This is a genomic window from Pseudomonas sp. 50_B, from assembly GCF_017491625.1.
Taxonomy (GTDB): domain Bacteria; phylum Pseudomonadota; class Gammaproteobacteria; order Pseudomonadales; family Pseudomonadaceae; genus Aquipseudomonas; species Aquipseudomonas danubii.
The window spans coordinates 147,037-164,494 of the sequence record NZ_JAFGYX010000005.1 but is presented as its reverse complement, the minus strand read 5'-3'; the positions used below and the strand labels follow the sequence as shown (position 1 = coordinate 164,494).

Here is a 17,458-nt window from a genome sequence, read left to right as displayed (position 1 = left end):
GGCCATGTCCTCAGGCTGCGTTCTGGGCCAGGGTGCGACGCCGGACTGCTGCAATGCAGTCGTCAAGCTGGAGTACCAAGTGCGCTCGACCCTTGGTGTTACGAACGGTCAGGTCGTGCTGATGGCGATGAACGCCGGCCTCGCTGGAATGCGGGTTCACTGCTGGCGCGTCGGGGCGCTCGATGTGGATGATGGTGCCGCCGCGCTGGCGGATGAACTCGGCCTCATTCTCGAAGCGCACGTCACTGACGACGAAACCGACCACGCTCGACAGCGAGTTCTGTAGGTAGTTGAGGTTCTGCTCAGCGATCTTTACCCAGACGTCCGGGTGCACCAGCTGGCGGGCCCACTCGGTGCCCATCGACTGCATCAGTTCACGCGGGGACCGGCCAAGCCAGTCCAGGGGCTGCTCTTTGTGCTCGCCTTCGAAGTCGTCCGGGTCGAGGTTGAAGATCTCCATGAGCCCGGAGCGCAGCGGGTCGGCGAAGGCGTAGTGCTCCAGCAGGTGGTTGCGCACCAGGTGGTCAGCGGCAGTGGATTTTCCCGAGCGAGCCGGGCCGGCAAGGCCAATCAGCAATGGTTTCATGCTGCGTCACCCCCGAACGGGCCCAGGTCTGCCGGTTTAGCAGTGGCGGTGCGGCGGGTGGTGGCGATCACCAGCAGGCCGGTCTGGCGCTGGATCTTGTCGACGGCTTCGGGGCTGGTGCAGGCTGCGGGGTGTAGGTACACCGGGCAGCGGGTAGGGCTGTGCTGTGTAGTGGTTTGCATGTCTCGTACTCGTGGTGAGAGGTGTACGAGACAAAATTAGTGTTAGTGGTTTATTAAGTCAATAGTGCTACTGCTATTTAGTGTTTTTTGCGCACAAAAAAAGCCCGCTAATAGCGGGCTTCGTTCTGTTGAGTGATCAGAGGTCTACAATTTTGCGGCGGGCACGTCCGTAAATCTTCCATTCTGGGCTGATCTTGATGACCCTCTCCGGCCAATTTGGATTGGTCGCGTAGAGGTACTGCTCGCCGCCTTCCTCGCTGATTTGTCGCAATGTCGCCGCTTTTTCATTGGGGCGTCTTGCGACCACAAAGTCGCCAGAGTTCCACGGCATGTCCGGGTCAATGACGACTTTATCGCCAGGCATGAAATCGGGTTCCATACTTTTTCCTTCAACGCGCAGGATGAATGCGCGTGGTCCAGCAGGGCCTCCTGCTTCGACCCACTCTTCAACATCGTCCTTTTTGAATCCTTCATCCGCCTCACAAAAGGCTACAGCTTTTACATATCCGATCACAGGCAACAGCCTCCCCGCCGGTCCCATCTCCGTGGTGTTCTGATGCAAGCCCCCAGAACTAGGGCTGCTTATCTTCGAACCGTTATTTGCCGTGACCATGGTTTCTGCTAGTCGAGGACTAACGCTCTCGGGTGCGAAACCTATGGCTCGGCTGAGGCTTAATAACGCGGGGAGGTTCAGGGCAATCTTGCCTGTCATGTATTGGCTGACGGCGCTTTGTCCGGCCCAGCCGCAAATGTCCGCAACCTTTTCTTGAGTCAGGGTGCGGTCTTCTGCTTTGCGGACATTGTAAGCGGCCTTGAGGCGGGCCGCTTCTTCGGCGATGTAGGGCGGTTTGGTCGTCATGATCGCGATGCTATAAGGGTTACTTATATCCAACAAACACTGATAGTGTTTTTATCTTGCTCAAATTTATGAGTTGGCCTAATATTTTGACCTGCGTCGGTTCTGAGGAATTGAGAATGACAGTTGAATATGGAGTTCCTTTGCGAGAGTTCGCAAAGGGGAAGAGTCAGGTGGAGGTTGCTGAGCTTCTTGGTGTAACCCAAGGAGCAATCTCCCAGATGATGCTGAGTGGTCGGGATGTCCGAGTAGTCAGCGGTTCTGACGGGAAGCCCGAGGGTTTCGAAATCCGTCGTATTGGCAGCCGTCGCAAATCACTGGCTGCCTAATAAAGGTGCCGGGCTGGGGCCTCTCACCACAAGATTCCCCCAGCCCGGCTACGACGATACACAGCACATGCACATCGGTCGTGGTTGTAGGATAGGGCGTGCCCGTTTCTATGACTAGACCGTAAAAGAGGTATTTACGGTTATGAGTCGCGTATCAAAGCCAACGGCCGTTGAGCCGGTTCTTCCCCTACGTAAGGCGCTCTACCGCGCCGGCCATTCCTACAAAGGCGGTGTCACCGCCCTGGCGTTGGATATGGTGATTGATTACGACACCCTTCAAAAGAAGCTGAAGCACGACTTCGAGCCGCGCTGGCTGGACCCTGACGAGCTTGAGGAGGTCATCCGGTTGACGGCCAGCCCGGTGTTGCTGGACGCGCTGATGCGGCCGGCGGGTATGGTTTGGTACAAGCCGGAGCCTGCAGCCCCGACCAAGCAAGCGCTTTTGGCTGTCAGCAAGTTGCTGCACGAAACGGGCTTGTTCGTCTCCAGCATGCATGAGGGGGCGGCCGACAATATCTGGGAGCCTCATGAGGTTGCGGAGCTGGAGAAGCACGGCCATGACGTGATTCGGGCAGTGCTCGGCATCATGGCAGGCGCCCGCCAGGCCATGGAGGGGCACGACCATGGCTGACGTGATCGATATTGCCAACGACCAGGCCGACTACTTCTTGCAGGTAGCGTTGGACCGCCGCCAGCGGCAAGCGACGACCGCCGCCAGCGCGGAATTCTGTGAAGACTGCGACGATCCGATCCCGTTACGTCGTCAACAGGCGGAACAAGGGTGTCAGACCTGCATCAGTTGCCAGGAGTTGCGGGAGCGTCGCAGGTGAGTGAACAGGCCAATGGAATGCCCACCGCCGAGTGGGCGCGGCGCTACATCGAAGACTTCGGTCTGTCCCTGGTACCCATCGAGCCCGGCGAGAAAGGCCCCAAGGGCCTGGGGTGGAACAAGCCCGGCGGCTACTTCACAGAAGCCGCCAAAGCCGATGCGTTCTGGCAGAAGAATCCTGGGCACAACCTCGGCGTAGTCCTGGGCCCGAGCCGGGCCTGCTCGCTCGATGTCGATGATGTGCGATGGACCCGCCACGTACTTTACGAGCTGTTAGGCATCGATCTGGATGCAATGGCGCTGGTGTTCCCGGCTGTGGTCGGTAACCCGGCGCGCTTCCGGGTGATGTTCCAGGTGCCGGATGGCGTTGAATTGAGCCGCCATTCCCTGTCGTGGCCGAATGAAAACGACCCTGATGGTTCGATCTACAAGCGGTTGACGGCGCAGGCCAGGGAGGCCAAGGCGGCCGGAGACTTGGCGGGGGAGGCCGCTGCCAAGGCCGAGGCGCAACTGTATCAGCGCTTCACGGTGCTGGAGCTGCGCGCCGGCCTGGTGCAGGACCTACTGCCGCCATCGATCCACCCAGGCACCGGTAAACCCTATTTCTGGCGAACAGCGCCCAATGCAGCCGATGGCTTCCCCGTACTGCCGTCAGAGCTGCTGACGATCTGGAACAACTGGGACATCTTCAAGCGTGACGCCGATGCGGCTTGCCCTTGGGCGCCTAAGCCCAAGAAGGACCCAGGCAAGGCAATCAAGCGACCGGCCCCCAAGGGTGACCAGCCGTCGGTGATCGATGAGTTCAACCGTTGCCACGATGTCGAGGAACTGCTGCGTGCCCATGGCTATATCAAGCGGGGCAGTAAGTGGCTGTATGCGCAAAGCAGCACCGGCATGCCCGGTATCACGGTCAAGGAGGGCAAGGTTTACTCGCACCACGGTGCCGATCCGCTGGCCAACGGTCACCAGAATGATGCCTTTGAGGTGTATTGCCTGCTGGAACATAGCGGCGACCAGTCCCGGGCGGTGAAAGAGGCGGCGCGCATGCTCGGCATGCAACATTCTTCGCGTCCAGATCCTCGGGACCTTCCCCCGCCCCCTTCTGATGACATGAGCGGGCCGAGCCAGGGCAGCGGCATCGAGGCCAGCGAGGCCGCTCCGGCTTCTATGGGGGGCGCGGGGGAGGCGCTGACACTCGATCAAGTGCTGAGGCGGTTTGCCCTGATCGAGGGCACCACGCATGTGTGGGACTGCGATCAAGCGCGGGCGATGAAGAAATCGGCATTTGAAGCGCGGGTGAGCAAGCCTATTGCCAAGGAGTGGCTAGACAACACCGCCAAGCGCCTTATCTCCGCTGATCACGTCAGCGACATCGAGCAGGCGCGGCGCATGGCCGGTAAGAAGGGTGATGCCTTCGGCATGTCGCCGACTGACCGCTATGTGTACATCGACGGGACCAAGGACGTCTGGGACCGGGAGAAAAAACGGCGCATAGCCGAGGGCGCGGTAAAGATGGCCCTTGGCGATACCTATCCGCTGTGGCTGAACAGCAGTGAGAGGCGCACGGTGGACGTTGAGCACATCGTGTTCGACCCGACCATGACCAAGGACCCGGCGGTGTACATCAACACTTTTGATGGCCTGCCGCTGGAGCCAGTCAGGAACGATGCCGCCTGTGCAAACCTGCGTTGGCTGATCTCGTTTCTGTGCAACAACGATGAAGCGGCGTTGCAGTGGCTCACTCGTTGGCTTGCGTATCCGTTGCAGCATCTGGGCGCCAAGATGGATACGGCGGTGCTGATGCACTCCACGATGGAGGGGTCGGGCAAAAGCCTGCTGTTCGCTGATGCGTTGGGCATGTTGTACGGCCAATACGCGGCGACCGTGGGTCAGACCCAGCTGGAAAGCAACTTCAACGCTTGGCAAAGCCGCAAGCTCTGGTCGGTGTTTGAAGAGGTGGTCAGCCGTGACCAGCGTTACAACCAGGTGGGCAAAATCAAGCATCTGATCACGGGTAAAACCGTGCGGATGGAATCGAAGTTCATCAACGGTTGGGAAGAAGCCAACCACATGAACGCGGTGTTCCTCAGTAACGAAATCCTGCCCTGGCCGATCAGCGACAGCGACCGCCGGATGTTGGTCATGTGGCCCATGGAAACGTTGCCGGTGGAGCGGCAGAAGGCGATAGGCAAGGAGCTGGAAGAGGGCGGCGTCGCAGCGCTTTATGGCTGGCTGCTTTCGGTCGACCTGGGCGACTTCAACCAGCGAACACGCCCACCCTCGACCGAAGCCCGGGAGCGGTTGGTGGCGTTGAGCCGGGCCGGCTGGCAGACGTTCCTGCACCTATGGCGCTACGGCGAACTGGGCTATGGCCTGTGGAGCCCGTGCCTCTCCTCGGATGTGTACTCGATGTTCCTTGAATGGTGTCAACGCAACAAGGAACACGTGATGAGCCAAACCAAGTTCTCGCTGTTCATCAGTTCAGAGGTCGACAAGACGCGTGCGATTCCCTGGACCGAGGGGAATACCCGCAAATTTGGCGCGTTCTTCCTCCCTGCGAATCTTGATCCTTCCCCGCCCCCTTCGATGAAAGCGGCCGACCTGGGTGAGCAGGTGGAGGAATGGCGGGCTCGTGCACGGCTCGCGGGCTGGAACGTGGACAACTGGGACCATGTAAAGGGGCCAGCAACATGACTACGACTAAGAGTGTGTCGGGTGTGTTGGGTGTGTGTCGGGTCGATATTGGAAACCCAACACAGGTTTGGCCCTTCAATTTCGCGGGTTTGCGGGCTGTGTGTCGGGTGTGTTGGGTTTTGCTTCGCGTGCGCGCATGCGTGACGTTATTTGTTGGTGAAAGCGGCCCCGGAATTTCTTCTCATGCGAGGACCGATAAACCCAACACACCCAACACACCTAACTCAAAGTTGATAAAGATATTGATTTTAAAGGGATTTATTTGTGTTGGGTTTGTGTTGGGTATGGCGTTTTTTGTGTCGGGTTCGATTTTCAGGGGGATGGCGCGATGATTGAGGAAATCGAAGAGCTGATGAAGCATTGGGCCCACCAGTGCTGCCGGGTTGGTGAGGGCAGCGGGCTGGGTAGCCCAATGGCGACGATCATGGAGTGGGGCGGCAGCGCTCCCCGTGGCACGCCGGGGCCTCGCTTGCCTGGTGGTGGTGCTGGTATGGATCACATTGCCTGTGAAGTTGCAGCAGCACTTGCACAACTTGAGCGCCAATCAGAGAAGGGCGCCCAGTTGGCAAAGCTGGCCTACAACCGGTACTTGCCGGAAAGGCCCCTGACTGTTCGCGCTCAGTTGGCGCTACTGGGATTGTCTGAGGATGCTGACCGTACCTACAGAAACTGGGTTCATCGTCTCCATCAGCAGGTGCAGCTCATTCTCACGGTGCGCAGCGCTACGACACGCGGTATCACTCGCCGCAGTGGGCATGCGGAAACGGATCTGACCCGTGTGTCGACGGTGAAACGCCGGCAAGCCTGCTGACCGTTCGTCGGGGTGGTTTACCTCAAAGGTGAGCCAAGGTTGCGTCAAAGTTGCGTGGAGTTGAACAACCGAAAATGACCCCTTTTCGGTTTTTCCGGAGGGGGGTAAAAAGTCACCACGATATGCAATCTGCGCCTTGGCGCTCACCGAGCACGTGCTGTGCACCCCCGCCTTGGCGCAAGCCAGGACACTGAAAACCCTGCCTTCCCTGGCGGGGTTTTCTTTTTTCGGCGTCTGCCGCGCTCAATCATTCGAGGCACAACATGACTAATGAGCAACAAGCGCTGGCAGAGATGCCGATCTGGTTGGTGATCGTTCTTTCTCTGGTGGGCGGCGTCTCCGGGGAGATGTGGCGAGCAGACAAGGAAGGGGCGCGAGGTTGGGCCTTGGTGCGGCGTCTCGCGCTGCGTTCCGGTGCCTGCATCGCCTGCGGTATGGCGGCGATGATGTTGCTCATTGGCGCCGGTGTGTCGGTCTGGACTGCGGGCGCCTTTGGCTGCCTGACGGCGATGGCCGGCGCGGATGTCGCCATTGGCCTGTATGAGCGGTGGACGGCGAAGCGAATCGGGGTGTGCGAGGTGCCGCCTGTTCCCGAGGACAGGGTGTAGTGCTCTGGAGGCCACGTAATACGGGGCTTTCAGCTTTTTGCACTGATCTGGGGCGCGAAAATCCCGCCGGGGACCCTGGAAGCGTCCCGAGGACACGGGGTCGGAAACCCGCGGATCTTTGTTAGCGGCTGGTTCACCTGCTTAGTGAACTGGCGGTGAACTGGTGAACTCCCCGTATTCATTGGGTTAACTGGACGTCAAACACATGACCGTTATCAGCAAGTCGGACTTTGCAGCGCGGCGCGGTTGGGCCAAGTCCTACGTTTCCAAACTGGCTAAGCAAGATCGGCTGGTGCTGACCGCAGACGGCAAGATCGAGTTGGAGGCTACCGAAGCCCTGCTGGCTGAATCTGCAGATCCCAGCAAGGTGGCCGTGGCTGCTCGGCATGAAGAAGCGCGCATTGATCGCGATGTGCGCAGCGGTCTGGTGCCGACTGCTGAAACCGATGCGGTGCCGCAACTTCCCAGCAAAGGCCCGGATTTCCAGAAATCCCGGGCCCACCGGGAGCATTACCTGGCCAGGCTGGCCGAGGCTGAGTTTTACAAGGTCCAGGGTGACCTCGTTGACCGCGAGGCGGTAACGGTCGCGGCCTACAACGCGGGGCGCATGGTTCGTGATCTGTTTTTCGGCATGTCGCCGCAACTGGCTGCCGAGGTAGCCGCGTTGAGCGATCCCTGGGAAATCGAGCGACACCTGACAGGGGCGTTTCGCCGAGCCTTTGAGGACGCTGGGCGCATGACCGCCGTCGACCTACAACAAGCCATCACACAGAGCTAGACCTATGCCCGAATACGCAAACGGTGCAGAGGTGTACCGCGATGCGTATTGCCGAGGGCTCCAGCCAGACCCTGAACTATGGGTCGACGAATGGGCAGATGAATACATGCGAATCCCGCGTGACACGGGAGCCGCAGAGCCCGGCAAGTACCGCACGGACCGGACGCCGTACGCACGAGAACCCATGCGCTGCCTGTCCCCGGCCCACCCCTGCAAACGGGTGGTGACCATGGTGGCCTCGCAGCTGATGAAAACCCAAATCGCCTTGAACTGGATCGGCGGCCTGATCCACATGGCCCCATCCAATATCCTGACGTTGCTGCCGAGCCTGGGCCTGGCCAAGCGAGTTTCGTCGCGGATCGGTAAGACGATCAAGGCCACCCCGGAGCTGAATAAGCGTGTGGCGTCCAGCCGCTCCCGCGACTCCCGCAACACCATGGACACCAAGGAGTTCGAAGGCGGCTCGCTGTACGTGACCACGGCTGGCTCTGCCGCCAACCTTGCCGAGCTGTCGGCCCGGTATGTGTACGGTGACGAGGTGGACCGTTGGGAGGTCGATGTGGGCGAGGAGGGCGACCCCATCGAACTGGCGGAAGCCCGGGGCAGTACCTTCGGCCGCAACGCCAAGTTCTACTTTTCCAGCTCGCCGACCATCAAGGGCGCCTCGCGGATCAGCGATCTGTTCGAGTCGAGCGATCAGCGGCATTACTACGTGCCGTGCCCAACCTGCGGCCATCATCAGGTGCTGGAGTGGGAGCGTCTGCTGTACTCCTCAGACTTCAGCGTGGCGCACTACCAGTGCGCCGGCCCTGAGTGTGATGTTCTGATCGAGGAGCATCACAAAGGGTGGATGCTGGCTAACGGAGAGTGGCGGGCGCATGCCGACGGCGACGGGGAAACCGTGGGGTTTTACCTCAACGCCTTGTATGCCCCATCCGGCTGGACCGACTGGCGGACCTTGGCCCGGCAGTACGAGAAGGCCAAGAAGGCCCAAGCCGCTGGCAACCTGGAGCCGATGCAGGTGTTCTATAACACCCGTCTGGCCAAGGTCTGGGACAGCGCCCAGGAGCAAACCAAGGCCCACGTCCTGCGGGACCGGGCCCGTCTTGAACGCTACAGCCTTGGCTCGATGCCGGCGGGTGTGCTGCTGCTGACCGCTGCGGTCGACGTGCAGGCCAACCGCCTGGAACTGATGGTGATGGGCTTCGGTGTTGGCTTGGAACGCTGGGTGATCGACCACCAGGTGATTTGGGGCGATCCGGCGAACCAGAAGACCTGGGATGTGCTGGACGAGAAGCTCAAGGCCCGGTATCGGCATCCTTGCGGTGTCGCGCTGGCGATCCTGGCCGCTGGTGTCGACTCCGGTGGTCACCACACGGACGAGGTTTACCAGTTCTGCCGCCTTCGCCGGTGGCGCAACATCTTCGCCATCAAGGGGGCGAGCAAGCCCGGGCGTCCAGTCATCGCCCAGCGCCCGTCGATGGTCGATGTTACCTGGCGGGGGCAGACCGAACGTAACGGCGCCGAGCTGTGGTTTGTCGGCACCGACACCGCCAAGGACTGGATCTACAACCGCTACCCGTTCGAAAGCGGCCCTGGTGCGCTGCACTTCGCCAACGACTTGCCCGATGAGTTCTTTGACCAGTGCGTAGCCGAAAGCAAGGTGGCTCGCTACGTCAAAGGCTACAAGCGTATCGAATGGGTTAAGGGCAAGGCAGATCGAAACGAAGCGCTCGACCTGATGGTGTATTGCCTGGCGATGGCCCATTACCTGGGCATCAATCGCTACCTGGACACTGATTGGGAGCGGGTCCGGCAGGCGCTTGCCCAGGGTGGACTGTTCGACGACGAGGCCGGCCAGCAGACGGTGTCGCCAACACCTGCGAACGATGAACCGGAGCCGGCCACCATCGAGCGACCGGCTCCGTCACCTGCGGCGTCTGTCGCCAGGGCCCAACCCGTAGCGCCACAACCTCAACGCCGCATGTCCACCAGCGGCTATCTCAAGAGACGCTGATATGTCCTTTACCCAGAAACACCTCGACGCGATCGAGGCGGCTATCGCTCGCGGTGAAAAAACCGTGCGCTATGGTGACCGCACGGTGGAATACCGGACGGTGGACGAACTGCTCAGGGCTCGCGAGGAGATCCGAGGCAGCCTTGCTGCAGCTGCTGGCCCACGCTCGCGCGTGGTTCGGCTTTACCACGGGGGCAAGGGACTGTAATGGCTCGTCACTACCCAACGTTGAGCCGTCAAGGCTTCCTGCTGCCATCGAACATCAAGGCCAGCTATGAAGGCGCCGGTGAGGGGCGCCGGTCGGCTGGCTGGGATGCTCCGGACAGTAGTCTCAACAGCATAAACACCCCGGCCTTGCGCAATCTGCGCTCGCGCTCCAGGGCGGCGGTGCGCAATGACCCCTACGCCTTCAACGTGGTGGACAAGCGAGTCAGCAACCTGATCGGCACCGGCATCACCCCTCGGGCCCAAACCGCCGACAACGACCTGCGCAAGCAATTGCAGGTGCTGTGGGAGGATTGGGTGGACGAGTCGGATGCCGACGACCTGACCGACTTCTATGGCCAGCAGGCCTTGGTCGCCCGGACGGTGGAGACCTCGGGTGAATGCTTCGTGCGGTTGCGGCCTCGTCGGACCGAGGATGGCCTGGCGGTGCCGTTGCAGGTGCAACTGCTGGCGCCGGAGTTCGTGCCCCATGACAAGTTCGAAACCACCCGCGACGGCAATGTCATTCGGGCCGGGATCGAGTTCAACGGCGTAGGCAAGCGGGTGGCGTACTGGATGTATCGCTCGCACCCGGGAGAGTCTTTCTCATTGGCCAGTGGTTATAACCAGCTGGTGCGAGTGCCAGCCACCCAGGTGCTGCATATCTTCGATCCGCTGGAGCCCGGCCAACTGCGTGGCGTACCGCGCCTGTCGCCGGTGTTGAAACGCCTGCGCAGTCTCGATAACTACGATGACGCGGTGCTGTTCCGGCAGGAGGTCGCGAACCTTTTCGCGGGCTTCATTACCCGGCCCACGCCGGAAGGTGGTCCGCCGCCACTCGACCCTGTCACCGGTCAGCCGTTGACGCTGGATCGAGACGGGTTCACGCCCATGGTGGCGCTGGAGCCGGGGACCATGCAGGAGCTAGGGCCCGGGGAGGAGGTCGAGTTTTCCAAACCTCCTGATGCGGGCAACAACTACCCGGACTTTATGCGTCAGCAACTGATGGCCGCTGCTGCGGGGGCGGGGGTGCCCTACGAGATCGTTACCGGCGATATGCGTGACATCAATGATCGAGTGATGCGGGTGGTGCTGAACGAGTTTCGTCGGCGCCTGGAACAGTTGCAGTTCGGCGTTTACGTGCACCAGCTCTGCCGCCCCGTACGTGCAGCTTGGCTGGATATGGCGTTCTTAGCCGGTGCCGTGCAATTGCCGGACTACGCCCAGCGCCGCCGTGAATACCTGCGTACCCGTTGGGTGCCGCAAGGGTGGCCGTACCTCCAGCCGGTGCAAGACGTTCAGGCCCGACGCATGGAAGTACAGGCCGGCTTCGCCTCACGTAGCGAGATGTGCCTTCGTACCGGCTACGACGCCGAAACGGTCGATGCGGAAAACGCCGCTGATCTAGAGCGGGCCAACGGCCTGGGCCTCAATTACAACACCCTCGAAAGCGTCGAGCTGCTCGACGACAAGGAGCAACCATGAGCAAGAAAACTCAGGTCCGCGTCTACGACGCTGCCGGCGCCTTGGTGCCGGTCAAGGATCAGACCTGGTACACGCTGCGGGCCAGCGGCGAAGCCGAGCAACGGAACATCGAAGTGTTCGTGTATGGCGAGATCGGCGCCTGGGGCGTGACGGCGAATCAGTTTGTGCAGGACCTGCGGGCCCTGGACGACGGAGAGTCTCCGGTGGTGGTCGCCTTCAACAGCATTGGCGGGGATCTGTTCGACGGTCTGGCAATGCACAACGCGCTTTCGCGCTTGGGCGAGCGCTGTACTGGCCGGGTAGACGCCCTGGCCGCCAGCGCTGCCAGTGTGGCGGTGTGCGGCGCGCACCGGGTGGTAATCGCCGCCAACGCCATGCTGATGATTCACAACCCATGGACCTATGCGGCTGGCGATGCTGGGGACTTTCGCAAGGTCGCCGATGTGCTGGACCAGACCCTGGAAGCGATCATCGCGGCGTACAAGTCCAAAGCCCCGGACATCGACGATGCCGAGCTGCGGCGCCTGGTCGATGCCGAGACCTGGCTGACAGCCAACGAGGCTGTAGCCCTGGGCCTGGCGGATGAAGTAGGGGACGGTGTTAAGGTCAACGCTTGCTTGGGTCGTGGTGATGCGCTGCGGCGCTTTCGCAACGCTCCCCCTGGGTTGCTGGCCCAGCTGGATGAGCAGCCCCCAGCGGTCCCTGATGAGCCAGCAACACCGCCCGAGCCTGCTCCGGTGGTGGACGCTGCCCAGCTTGCTCTGCTGATCACGCAACGTTGCGCTGAGTCCGGTATCAGCAACCTGGTCGAACCGCTGCTCAAGTCCACCCAGCTGGAAAGTGAAGCCGTGGTCCAGGCTGGCCTGACTCGGGCCAAGACCATCAATGATCTGTGCGTAGCCGCTCGACTGCCGGAATTCAGCGCCGAGTTCGTGGCGGCCGGTCTGGATGCGGCCAGTGTTCGCGCTCGCTTGTTCGACAAGCTGGTGGGCACGGGTAAGGGCTTCGAAATCAACAACAGCCTGCCGTTGGAAAACGACCCGCCGCCCAAGGTACAGGCCAAAAAAATCGACCAGCCTTCGATCTGGGCTGCTCGCCAAGCTGCACATCAACCATCCGCGAAAGGAACCAGACCATGACTGTTCAACGTGAGCCGATGCATGCGGGTGAATTCCTGCTGTCCGAAGGGGCCGGCACCATTTCCCGCGAAGCCATCAACGTGGCGGCGGGCCCAGCCCTGGAGCCGGGGCAAATCCTCGGCCTGGTAGTGGCTACCGGTGAGTTTGCTCCCTACAGCCCGACCGCCGAAGACGGCAGCGAAAACGCTCAGGCCATCCTCTATGGCCCCTTGGGCGAGTCGGATGTGGTCCGCCGTGGCCGCGCTGTGGTGCGTTTGGCCGAGGTCAGCGAAGCGCACCTGACCGGCCTGGACCCTGCGGCCGAGAAGGCACTGGCCACTCATTTCGTGATCGTCCGCTAGGGCGATTCATCCTCGTTTACCGAGCCCGCCTTTGCGGGTTTTTTGCTTTCTGGAGATTGATTCATGGCTGACATTGAGATCTTTAACGACGATGCGTTTTCTGTTTCCTCGCTGACGGCGGCGATCAACGATCAGGAGTATCTCCCGGGTCGTATCAGCAGCCTGGGATTGTTCCAGGAGGAGGGCATTACCACCCTGACGGTGCAAATCGAGAAGGACGGCGACACCATCGCGTTGGTCCCTGCGGGCGAGCGTGGCACCTCGGGTCTGGTGGTCGGTGGTAGCAAGCGTAACCTGATCCCGTTTAACACCGTGCACCTGCCGGAACGCTTCGCCATCAAGGCCGACGAGATCCAGGGCATCCGCGCCTTCGGTACCCGCAGTGAGCTGCAGTCGGTGCAAGATGTTGTTAACAAACGCCTGGCCAAGTGCCGTCGACAGTTGGACGCCACCCACGAATTCCAGCGCATGGGTGCCTTGAACGGCCAGATCCTCGATGCGGACGGCAAGACGGTGCTGTTGGACATCTATAAGACCTTTGGGGTGACTCGTAAAAAGATGCCGATGGGGCTCAACAGCCCAGACACTGAAATTCGCGTCAAATGCGGCGAGGCCCTGGACCTGCAGGAGGAGGCGTTGGGCAGTATCACCAGCACTGCAGCACGGGCTTTCTGCGGCAAGAACTTTTGGAACAAGCTGATCGTCCACGAGAAGGTCAAGCAAACCTTCCTCAACACCCAGCAGGCTGCAGCACTGCGGGGTGATGCCCGCGAGAGCTTCGAGTTCGGCGGCATCGTCTGGGAGCGCTATCGCGGCAAGGTTGCTGGGGTTTCCTTTGTTCATGACGACAAGGCGCTGCTGATTCCGGAGGGCGTGCCGGATCTGTACATCTCGGTGTTTGCCCCGGCCGACTACATGGAGACGGTCAACACCGAGGGCCTGCCGTACTACAGCAAGATCGAGCCGATGCCGTTCGGCAAGGGCATGGCCGGCGAAGCGCAGTCCAACCCGCTGCACCTTTGCACGCGGCCATTGGCGCAGATCCTGCTGGAGATGTAGCCGTGGGCATTCGCGAGCTGGTCGCCGATGTTGACGATGCGGTGTTCGAGACGCTGGGGGATACGGCCTACATCGAAGGGCGCGAGGTGCTGGGGATGTTCTCGGCGCCTTGGCTGCAACCCAAGCTCGGCAAGATGAATACGGGCCTGCGCGAGCCACATCTGGTGATCCGTGTATCGGATGCCGAGGGGGTAGAGGTACGTCAGCAGGTGCGCATCGATCTGCCCGCGCACGATGGAGGTGGCCTGTACACCTTGGTTCTGATCGAGCCAGGAGGCGATGGCCTGGTCAGTCTCATTCTGAGGATCAATCCATGAGCATCGGCAGTCACGTCAAGCAGTCCGCTAACGACGGCATGATCACACTGCAAGCCTCATCCGTCGATTTTCAGGCGTTCAAGGACTTTGCAGCCGTGGTGCCCAAGGCCGCCGCTGCGGCCCAGCGCCGGGCGATCAACAAGACCTTGCGCTGGTTGCGGACCTACATTGCCCGGGCTGTCAGCAGCAAGGAGCGCATTGCGGTTGGGGCTGTTCGCCAGCGTTTGCGGGCTTACCCCATCAACAGCAACGGACAGGGCAAGCTCTGGTTCGGCATCAATCCGATTGAATCGAGCCGGATCGGTCGAGCCCGCCAGAATCGGTCGGGTGTGTCGGTCGCGGGGCGTCGCTATCAGGGGGCTTTCTTCAAGAAGGTCTATGGCAGCCAGGCCGACATCTGGATTCGGACTGGCAGCAAGCACTACGACCCGAGCGACTACCCCGAAACGCGGCAGGGAAAGCGGCGTTCTGGCTTCATCAACGAGAACGACAACCGCTTCCCCCTGGCCAAGGCCAAGGTGTCGCTGGATGACGTGCGGCCGATCTTTGATGAGTGGGTCAGGCGTGCCGATGAAAGGCTGCTGGAAATCCTCGAACAGGAACTGAACTTTGAGCTGCAGAAGTATCTGCGAGGTGGCAAACGTGCCTGGTGAACCTTTCAGTCTTGATCAGTTGTACAGCGCGATGGAGCGACACATTCGTGATGCCATCCCTGGCTTGGCCTATGTCGCGGTCATGCCCGATTTGTTGGATCGTGTGGCGATCCCGGCGGTGGTGATTGAGTTGGTGGAGCTGGAGCCAGGTAGTGATCAGATGACCGGCGAAACGGCGCTGGACGCTCGCTTTGAGGCGCGAGTAATCGTGGGATCTGAACTGCCCCAGTGTCAGCAGCAAGCGGCCTTTGTCGCTTCGCAGATTGCGGTTCTGTTGCGCATGCAGACCTGGGGCGTCGAGGTGGCCGCCGCAGAGTTTGTGCGGTCGGCCCAGGACTGGACCCGTCCCGAGTTGGACGGGTACGCGGTCTGGGTCGTGGAGTGGACCCAGGGGATCTATCTCGGCAAAGAGGAATGGCCGTGGCCTGATCAACCGGCGGGTGTTCTTGAGCTCAATCTGGGAGAGGATGCCCCGGGTGTCCGTGTCGAGGTCCAGCCATGAGCGGCTACGTTGCAGCTGCACATGACCGCATGATCGCGGGCCTGATCATCCCATGCAGTGTGGTCGGTGTAGATCTCGCTGGCGGGACGGTGCGGGTTTCTGATGGTGCCGGCTGGACCAGCGCCTGGGTTCGCTGGCACAGCCAAGCTGCCGGTAAGGCTCGGCACTGGCGGGCGCCGAGTCTGGGTGAGCAGGGAGCCTTGATCAGCCCCAGCGGTGAACCAGCACAAGGTACGTTTGTGCCTGGCCTGTACGGCAACGCTGGTGCGCAGCCGGACAACCGCGACCACGTCGAAGTCTGGCGCTTCGATGATGGCGGTTCGCTGGTCTACGACTGGCAGACCAAGAGCTACAGCATCAACCTGCCCAGCGGAACGGTGACCATTCAGGTCGGCGGTAGCTCGGCGGTGGTGACGGATAGCGCCATTACCGGTAAGGCCGACACCATCACGCTGACTGGACAAATTACGTTGAATGGCGATGTGAAAATCAACGGTGCGAGTCTAAAACATAACGGAGTTAATGTCGGATCGACCCATACACATCTGGGCGTCCTGCCTGGGCCTGCATCAACCGCACCGCCGCAGTGATATCCCTGCAACAGTTACTCACACCCAGCCGCCTAGAGCGGCTTTTTTGTACCTGGAGGAATGTATGTCCACCCCCAAGAGACTCACCGACGAATCGGCCAGTGCTGGCCCTGCGGTGTTCCGCGACACCCTCTACACCTCCCGGGTGCTGATCCTGCCGGACGGCCGCCAGTTGGCCGTGGCCCAGGGGCGGGTATCCGCTCCGACCGGTGACAGCGTCGCGCTGGAGTACCTGAGCAAGCACCCGGATCTGCAACTGCAGGAGTAGCGCAATGATCGGAATGGATCGCCGCACCGGCCAGCCGCTGTCCGGCATCGAGCATGTGCGGCAGTCCATCGAGGACATCCTGACCACGCCGCTGGGCAGCCGGCGGATGCGGCCGGAGTACGGCAGCAACCTGCGCCGCTACGTCGACTTGCCGGTGACCGGCGGGTGGAAAAGCGCGGTGCAGGCCGAGGTGGCCCGGGCGCTGTTGCGCTGGGAGCCACGCTTGAAGCTGGAGCGGGTGCGGGTAGTAGCGGTGGTGGGTGGCCAGATCAGCTTCGAGCTGGTCGGTCAGTACCTGGGTAATAACGCGGTTTTGGAGGTGACGGCATGAGCATGCTGGACTTGTCGGTACTGCCGGCGCCGCAGGTGCTGGAAGCCCTGGACTTTGAAGCGTTGTACCAGGCCAAGTTGGCAACCTTTCGCCGGCACATGGGCGAGAATTGGACCGCTGACCTGGAGAGCGACCCGGTCACCAAGCAGCTGGAGCTGTCGGCCTACGGCGATATGCAGCTGCGGGCCCGAGTCAACGACGCGGCCAAGGCGCTGTTGTTGGCCCACGCCAAAGGCACGGACTTGGATCACCTGGCGGCCAACGTCAACTTGAAGCGCCTGGTGATCCAGCCTGGCGATTCGCAGGCAGTGCCCCCCGTTGAGGAGGTCAAGGAAGCTGACGATGCTCTGCGCGAGCGTGTTCAGTTGGCCTATGAGGGGCTGACCACGGCGGGCCCGCGCAATAGCTACATCCTGCATGCGCGCAACGCCTCGGCCCTGGTGGCCGATGCCGAGGCCGAAAGCCCGTCACCGGCCTGCGTGACGGTCACGGTGCTGAGTCTGGAAGGTGACGGCGCGGCCGCTCCTGAGCTGCTGGCGACAGTCGCTGCCGCCCTCAACGATGAGGACGTGCGGCCGCTGGGGGATCGGGTCACGGTGCAGAGTGCCCAGGTGCTGCCGTACCGCATTGATGCGGTGCTGCACATGAAGGGGCCGGGGCCGGAGAGTGACGCCGCGCTGGCAGAGGCAGAGCGCAAGCTGGCCGCCTGGGTCAACCCGCGCCGGCGCCTGGGCATCGAGGTGGCCCGTTCGGCCATTGATGCGCAGTTGCATGTGGCTGGTGTGGCCCGAGTCGAGTTGCCGGGGTGGCAGGACATCGCCCCGACCCGGGCCCAGGCGGCGTACTGCACCGGCTACAGCGTCACGCTGGGAGGCTGAC

General features: G+C 61.5%; 22 protein-coding genes. 19 read left to right on the top strand and 3 right to left on the bottom strand.

Going from position 1 to position 17,458, the window contains the following annotated elements; all coding sequences use genetic code 11:
* Window positions 1-10 precede the first annotated feature (10 nt).
* From J5M73_RS09300 to J5M73_RS09290, 3 genes are all read right to left on the bottom strand, one after another.
* Window positions 11-586 carry a deoxynucleotide monophosphate kinase gene (locus tag J5M73_RS09300; RefSeq protein WP_207815477.1) on the bottom strand — a complete coding sequence of 192 codons (576 nt, stop codon included), beginning with the start codon at window positions 584-586 and terminating at the stop codon, window positions 11-13.
* Window positions 583-768, bottom strand: a complete 186-nt coding sequence (locus J5M73_RS09295; protein WP_207815476.1) for a hypothetical protein — start codon at window positions 766-768, stop codon at window positions 583-585. The genes J5M73_RS09300 and J5M73_RS09295 overlap by 4 nt, the downstream gene beginning before the upstream one ends.
* A gap of 136 nt (window positions 769-904) precedes the next feature.
* Window positions 905-1,627 (bottom strand): LexA family transcriptional regulator, encoded by a 723-nt coding sequence (locus J5M73_RS09290; protein WP_243433735.1) that lies wholly within the window; start codon window positions 1,625-1,627, stop codon window positions 905-907.
* Window positions 1,628-2,095: 468 nt separating this feature from the next.
* Here J5M73_RS09290 and J5M73_RS09280 point away from each other — a divergent pair, with 468 nt between their 5' ends.
* The 19 genes from J5M73_RS09280 (at window position 2,096) to J5M73_RS09190 (ending at window position 17,457) form a co-directional block, all read left to right on the top strand.
* The gene (locus tag J5M73_RS09280) at window positions 2,096-2,584 is read left to right on the top strand and encodes a phage regulatory CII family protein (RefSeq protein ID WP_207815472.1); all 489 of its coding nucleotides are present in this window, start codon (window positions 2,096-2,098) and stop codon (window positions 2,582-2,584) included.
* On the top strand, window positions 2,577-2,783 hold the full coding sequence (locus J5M73_RS09275; protein ID WP_207815470.1) for a TraR/DksA C4-type zinc finger protein: 207 nt from the start codon (window positions 2,577-2,579) through the stop codon (window positions 2,781-2,783). Before J5M73_RS09280 ends, J5M73_RS09275 begins: the two co-directional genes overlap by 8 nt.
* The gene (locus J5M73_RS09270; RefSeq protein WP_207815468.1) at window positions 2,780-5,476 is read left to right on the top strand and encodes a DUF5906 domain-containing protein; all 2,697 of its coding nucleotides are present in this window, start codon (window positions 2,780-2,782) and stop codon (window positions 5,474-5,476) included. Before J5M73_RS09275 ends, J5M73_RS09270 begins: the two co-directional genes overlap by 4 nt.
* 328 nt (window positions 5,477-5,804) lie before the next feature.
* Complete coding sequence (locus J5M73_RS09265; RefSeq protein WP_207815464.1) at window positions 5,805-6,287, top strand: hypothetical protein; 483 nt, start codon at window positions 5,805-5,807, stop codon at window positions 6,285-6,287.
* Window positions 6,288-6,550: 263 nt separating this feature from the next.
* Complete coding sequence (locus J5M73_RS09260; protein WP_207815462.1) at window positions 6,551-6,895, top strand: phage holin family protein; 345 nt, start codon at window positions 6,551-6,553, stop codon at window positions 6,893-6,895.
* A gap of 205 nt (window positions 6,896-7,100) precedes the next feature.
* The gene (locus J5M73_RS09255) at window positions 7,101-7,673 is read left to right on the top strand and encodes a terminase small subunit (protein ID WP_207815460.1); all 573 of its coding nucleotides are present in this window, start codon (window positions 7,101-7,103) and stop codon (window positions 7,671-7,673) included.
* 4 nt (window positions 7,674-7,677) lie between these two features.
* Window positions 7,678-9,690: a phage terminase large subunit family protein gene (locus tag J5M73_RS09250; RefSeq protein WP_102863741.1), complete on the top strand. Its 2,013-nt coding sequence runs from the start codon at window positions 7,678-7,680 to the stop codon at window positions 9,688-9,690.
* Window position 9,691: 1 nt separating this feature from the next.
* The gene (locus J5M73_RS09245) at window positions 9,692-9,898 is read left to right on the top strand and encodes a hypothetical protein (protein ID WP_065364517.1); all 207 of its coding nucleotides are present in this window, start codon (window positions 9,692-9,694) and stop codon (window positions 9,896-9,898) included.
* Window positions 9,898-11,379 (top strand): phage portal protein, encoded by a 1,482-nt coding sequence (locus J5M73_RS09240; RefSeq protein ID WP_102863740.1) that lies wholly within the window; start codon window positions 9,898-9,900, stop codon window positions 11,377-11,379. Before J5M73_RS09245 ends, J5M73_RS09240 begins: the two co-directional genes overlap by 1 nt.
* Window positions 11,376-12,518 carry a head maturation protease, ClpP-related gene (locus tag J5M73_RS09235; RefSeq protein WP_207815458.1) on the top strand — a complete coding sequence of 381 codons (1,143 nt, stop codon included), beginning with the start codon at window positions 11,376-11,378 and terminating at the stop codon, window positions 12,516-12,518. The genes J5M73_RS09240 and J5M73_RS09235 overlap by 4 nt, the downstream gene beginning before the upstream one ends.
* Window positions 12,515-12,859: a head decoration protein gene (locus J5M73_RS09230; protein ID WP_207815456.1), complete on the top strand. Its 345-nt coding sequence runs from the start codon at window positions 12,515-12,517 to the stop codon at window positions 12,857-12,859. The genes J5M73_RS09235 and J5M73_RS09230 overlap by 4 nt, the downstream gene beginning before the upstream one ends.
* Window positions 12,860-12,922: 63 nt before the next feature.
* Complete coding sequence (locus J5M73_RS09225) at window positions 12,923-13,918, top strand: major capsid protein (RefSeq protein WP_207815454.1); 996 nt, start codon at window positions 12,923-12,925, stop codon at window positions 13,916-13,918.
* A 2-nt stretch (window positions 13,919-13,920) separates the two neighbouring features.
* Window positions 13,921-14,235, top strand: coding sequence for a hypothetical protein (locus J5M73_RS09220; RefSeq protein ID WP_207815447.1), 315 nt, complete (start codon window positions 13,921-13,923; stop codon window positions 14,233-14,235).
* A complete protein-coding gene (locus J5M73_RS09215; RefSeq protein WP_207815446.1) occupies window positions 14,232-14,888 on the top strand; it encodes a hypothetical protein in 657 nt (218 codons plus the stop codon). Before J5M73_RS09220 ends, J5M73_RS09215 begins: the two co-directional genes overlap by 4 nt.
* Entirely contained in the window at window positions 14,878-15,390 is a 513-nt protein-coding gene (locus J5M73_RS09210; protein WP_207815444.1) for a hypothetical protein, read from the top strand. Before J5M73_RS09215 ends, J5M73_RS09210 begins: the two co-directional genes overlap by 11 nt.
* Window positions 15,387-15,980: a phage baseplate assembly protein V gene (locus J5M73_RS09205; RefSeq protein WP_207815439.1), complete on the top strand. Its 594-nt coding sequence runs from the start codon at window positions 15,387-15,389 to the stop codon at window positions 15,978-15,980. The genes J5M73_RS09210 and J5M73_RS09205 overlap by 4 nt, the downstream gene beginning before the upstream one ends.
* A 64-nt stretch (window positions 15,981-16,044) precedes the next feature.
* Complete coding sequence (locus J5M73_RS09200; RefSeq protein ID WP_207815438.1) at window positions 16,045-16,248, top strand: hypothetical protein; 204 nt, start codon at window positions 16,045-16,047, stop codon at window positions 16,246-16,248.
* A 4-nt stretch (window positions 16,249-16,252) separates the two neighbouring features.
* Window positions 16,253-16,579, top strand: a complete 327-nt coding sequence (locus J5M73_RS09195) for a GPW/gp25 family protein (protein ID WP_072444073.1) — start codon at window positions 16,253-16,255, stop codon at window positions 16,577-16,579.
* Complete coding sequence (locus tag J5M73_RS09190; RefSeq protein ID WP_207815437.1) at window positions 16,576-17,457, top strand: baseplate J/gp47 family protein; 882 nt, start codon at window positions 16,576-16,578, stop codon at window positions 17,455-17,457. The genes J5M73_RS09195 and J5M73_RS09190 overlap by 4 nt, the downstream gene beginning before the upstream one ends.
* The last annotated feature ends 1 nt before the right edge of the window (window position 17,458 follow it).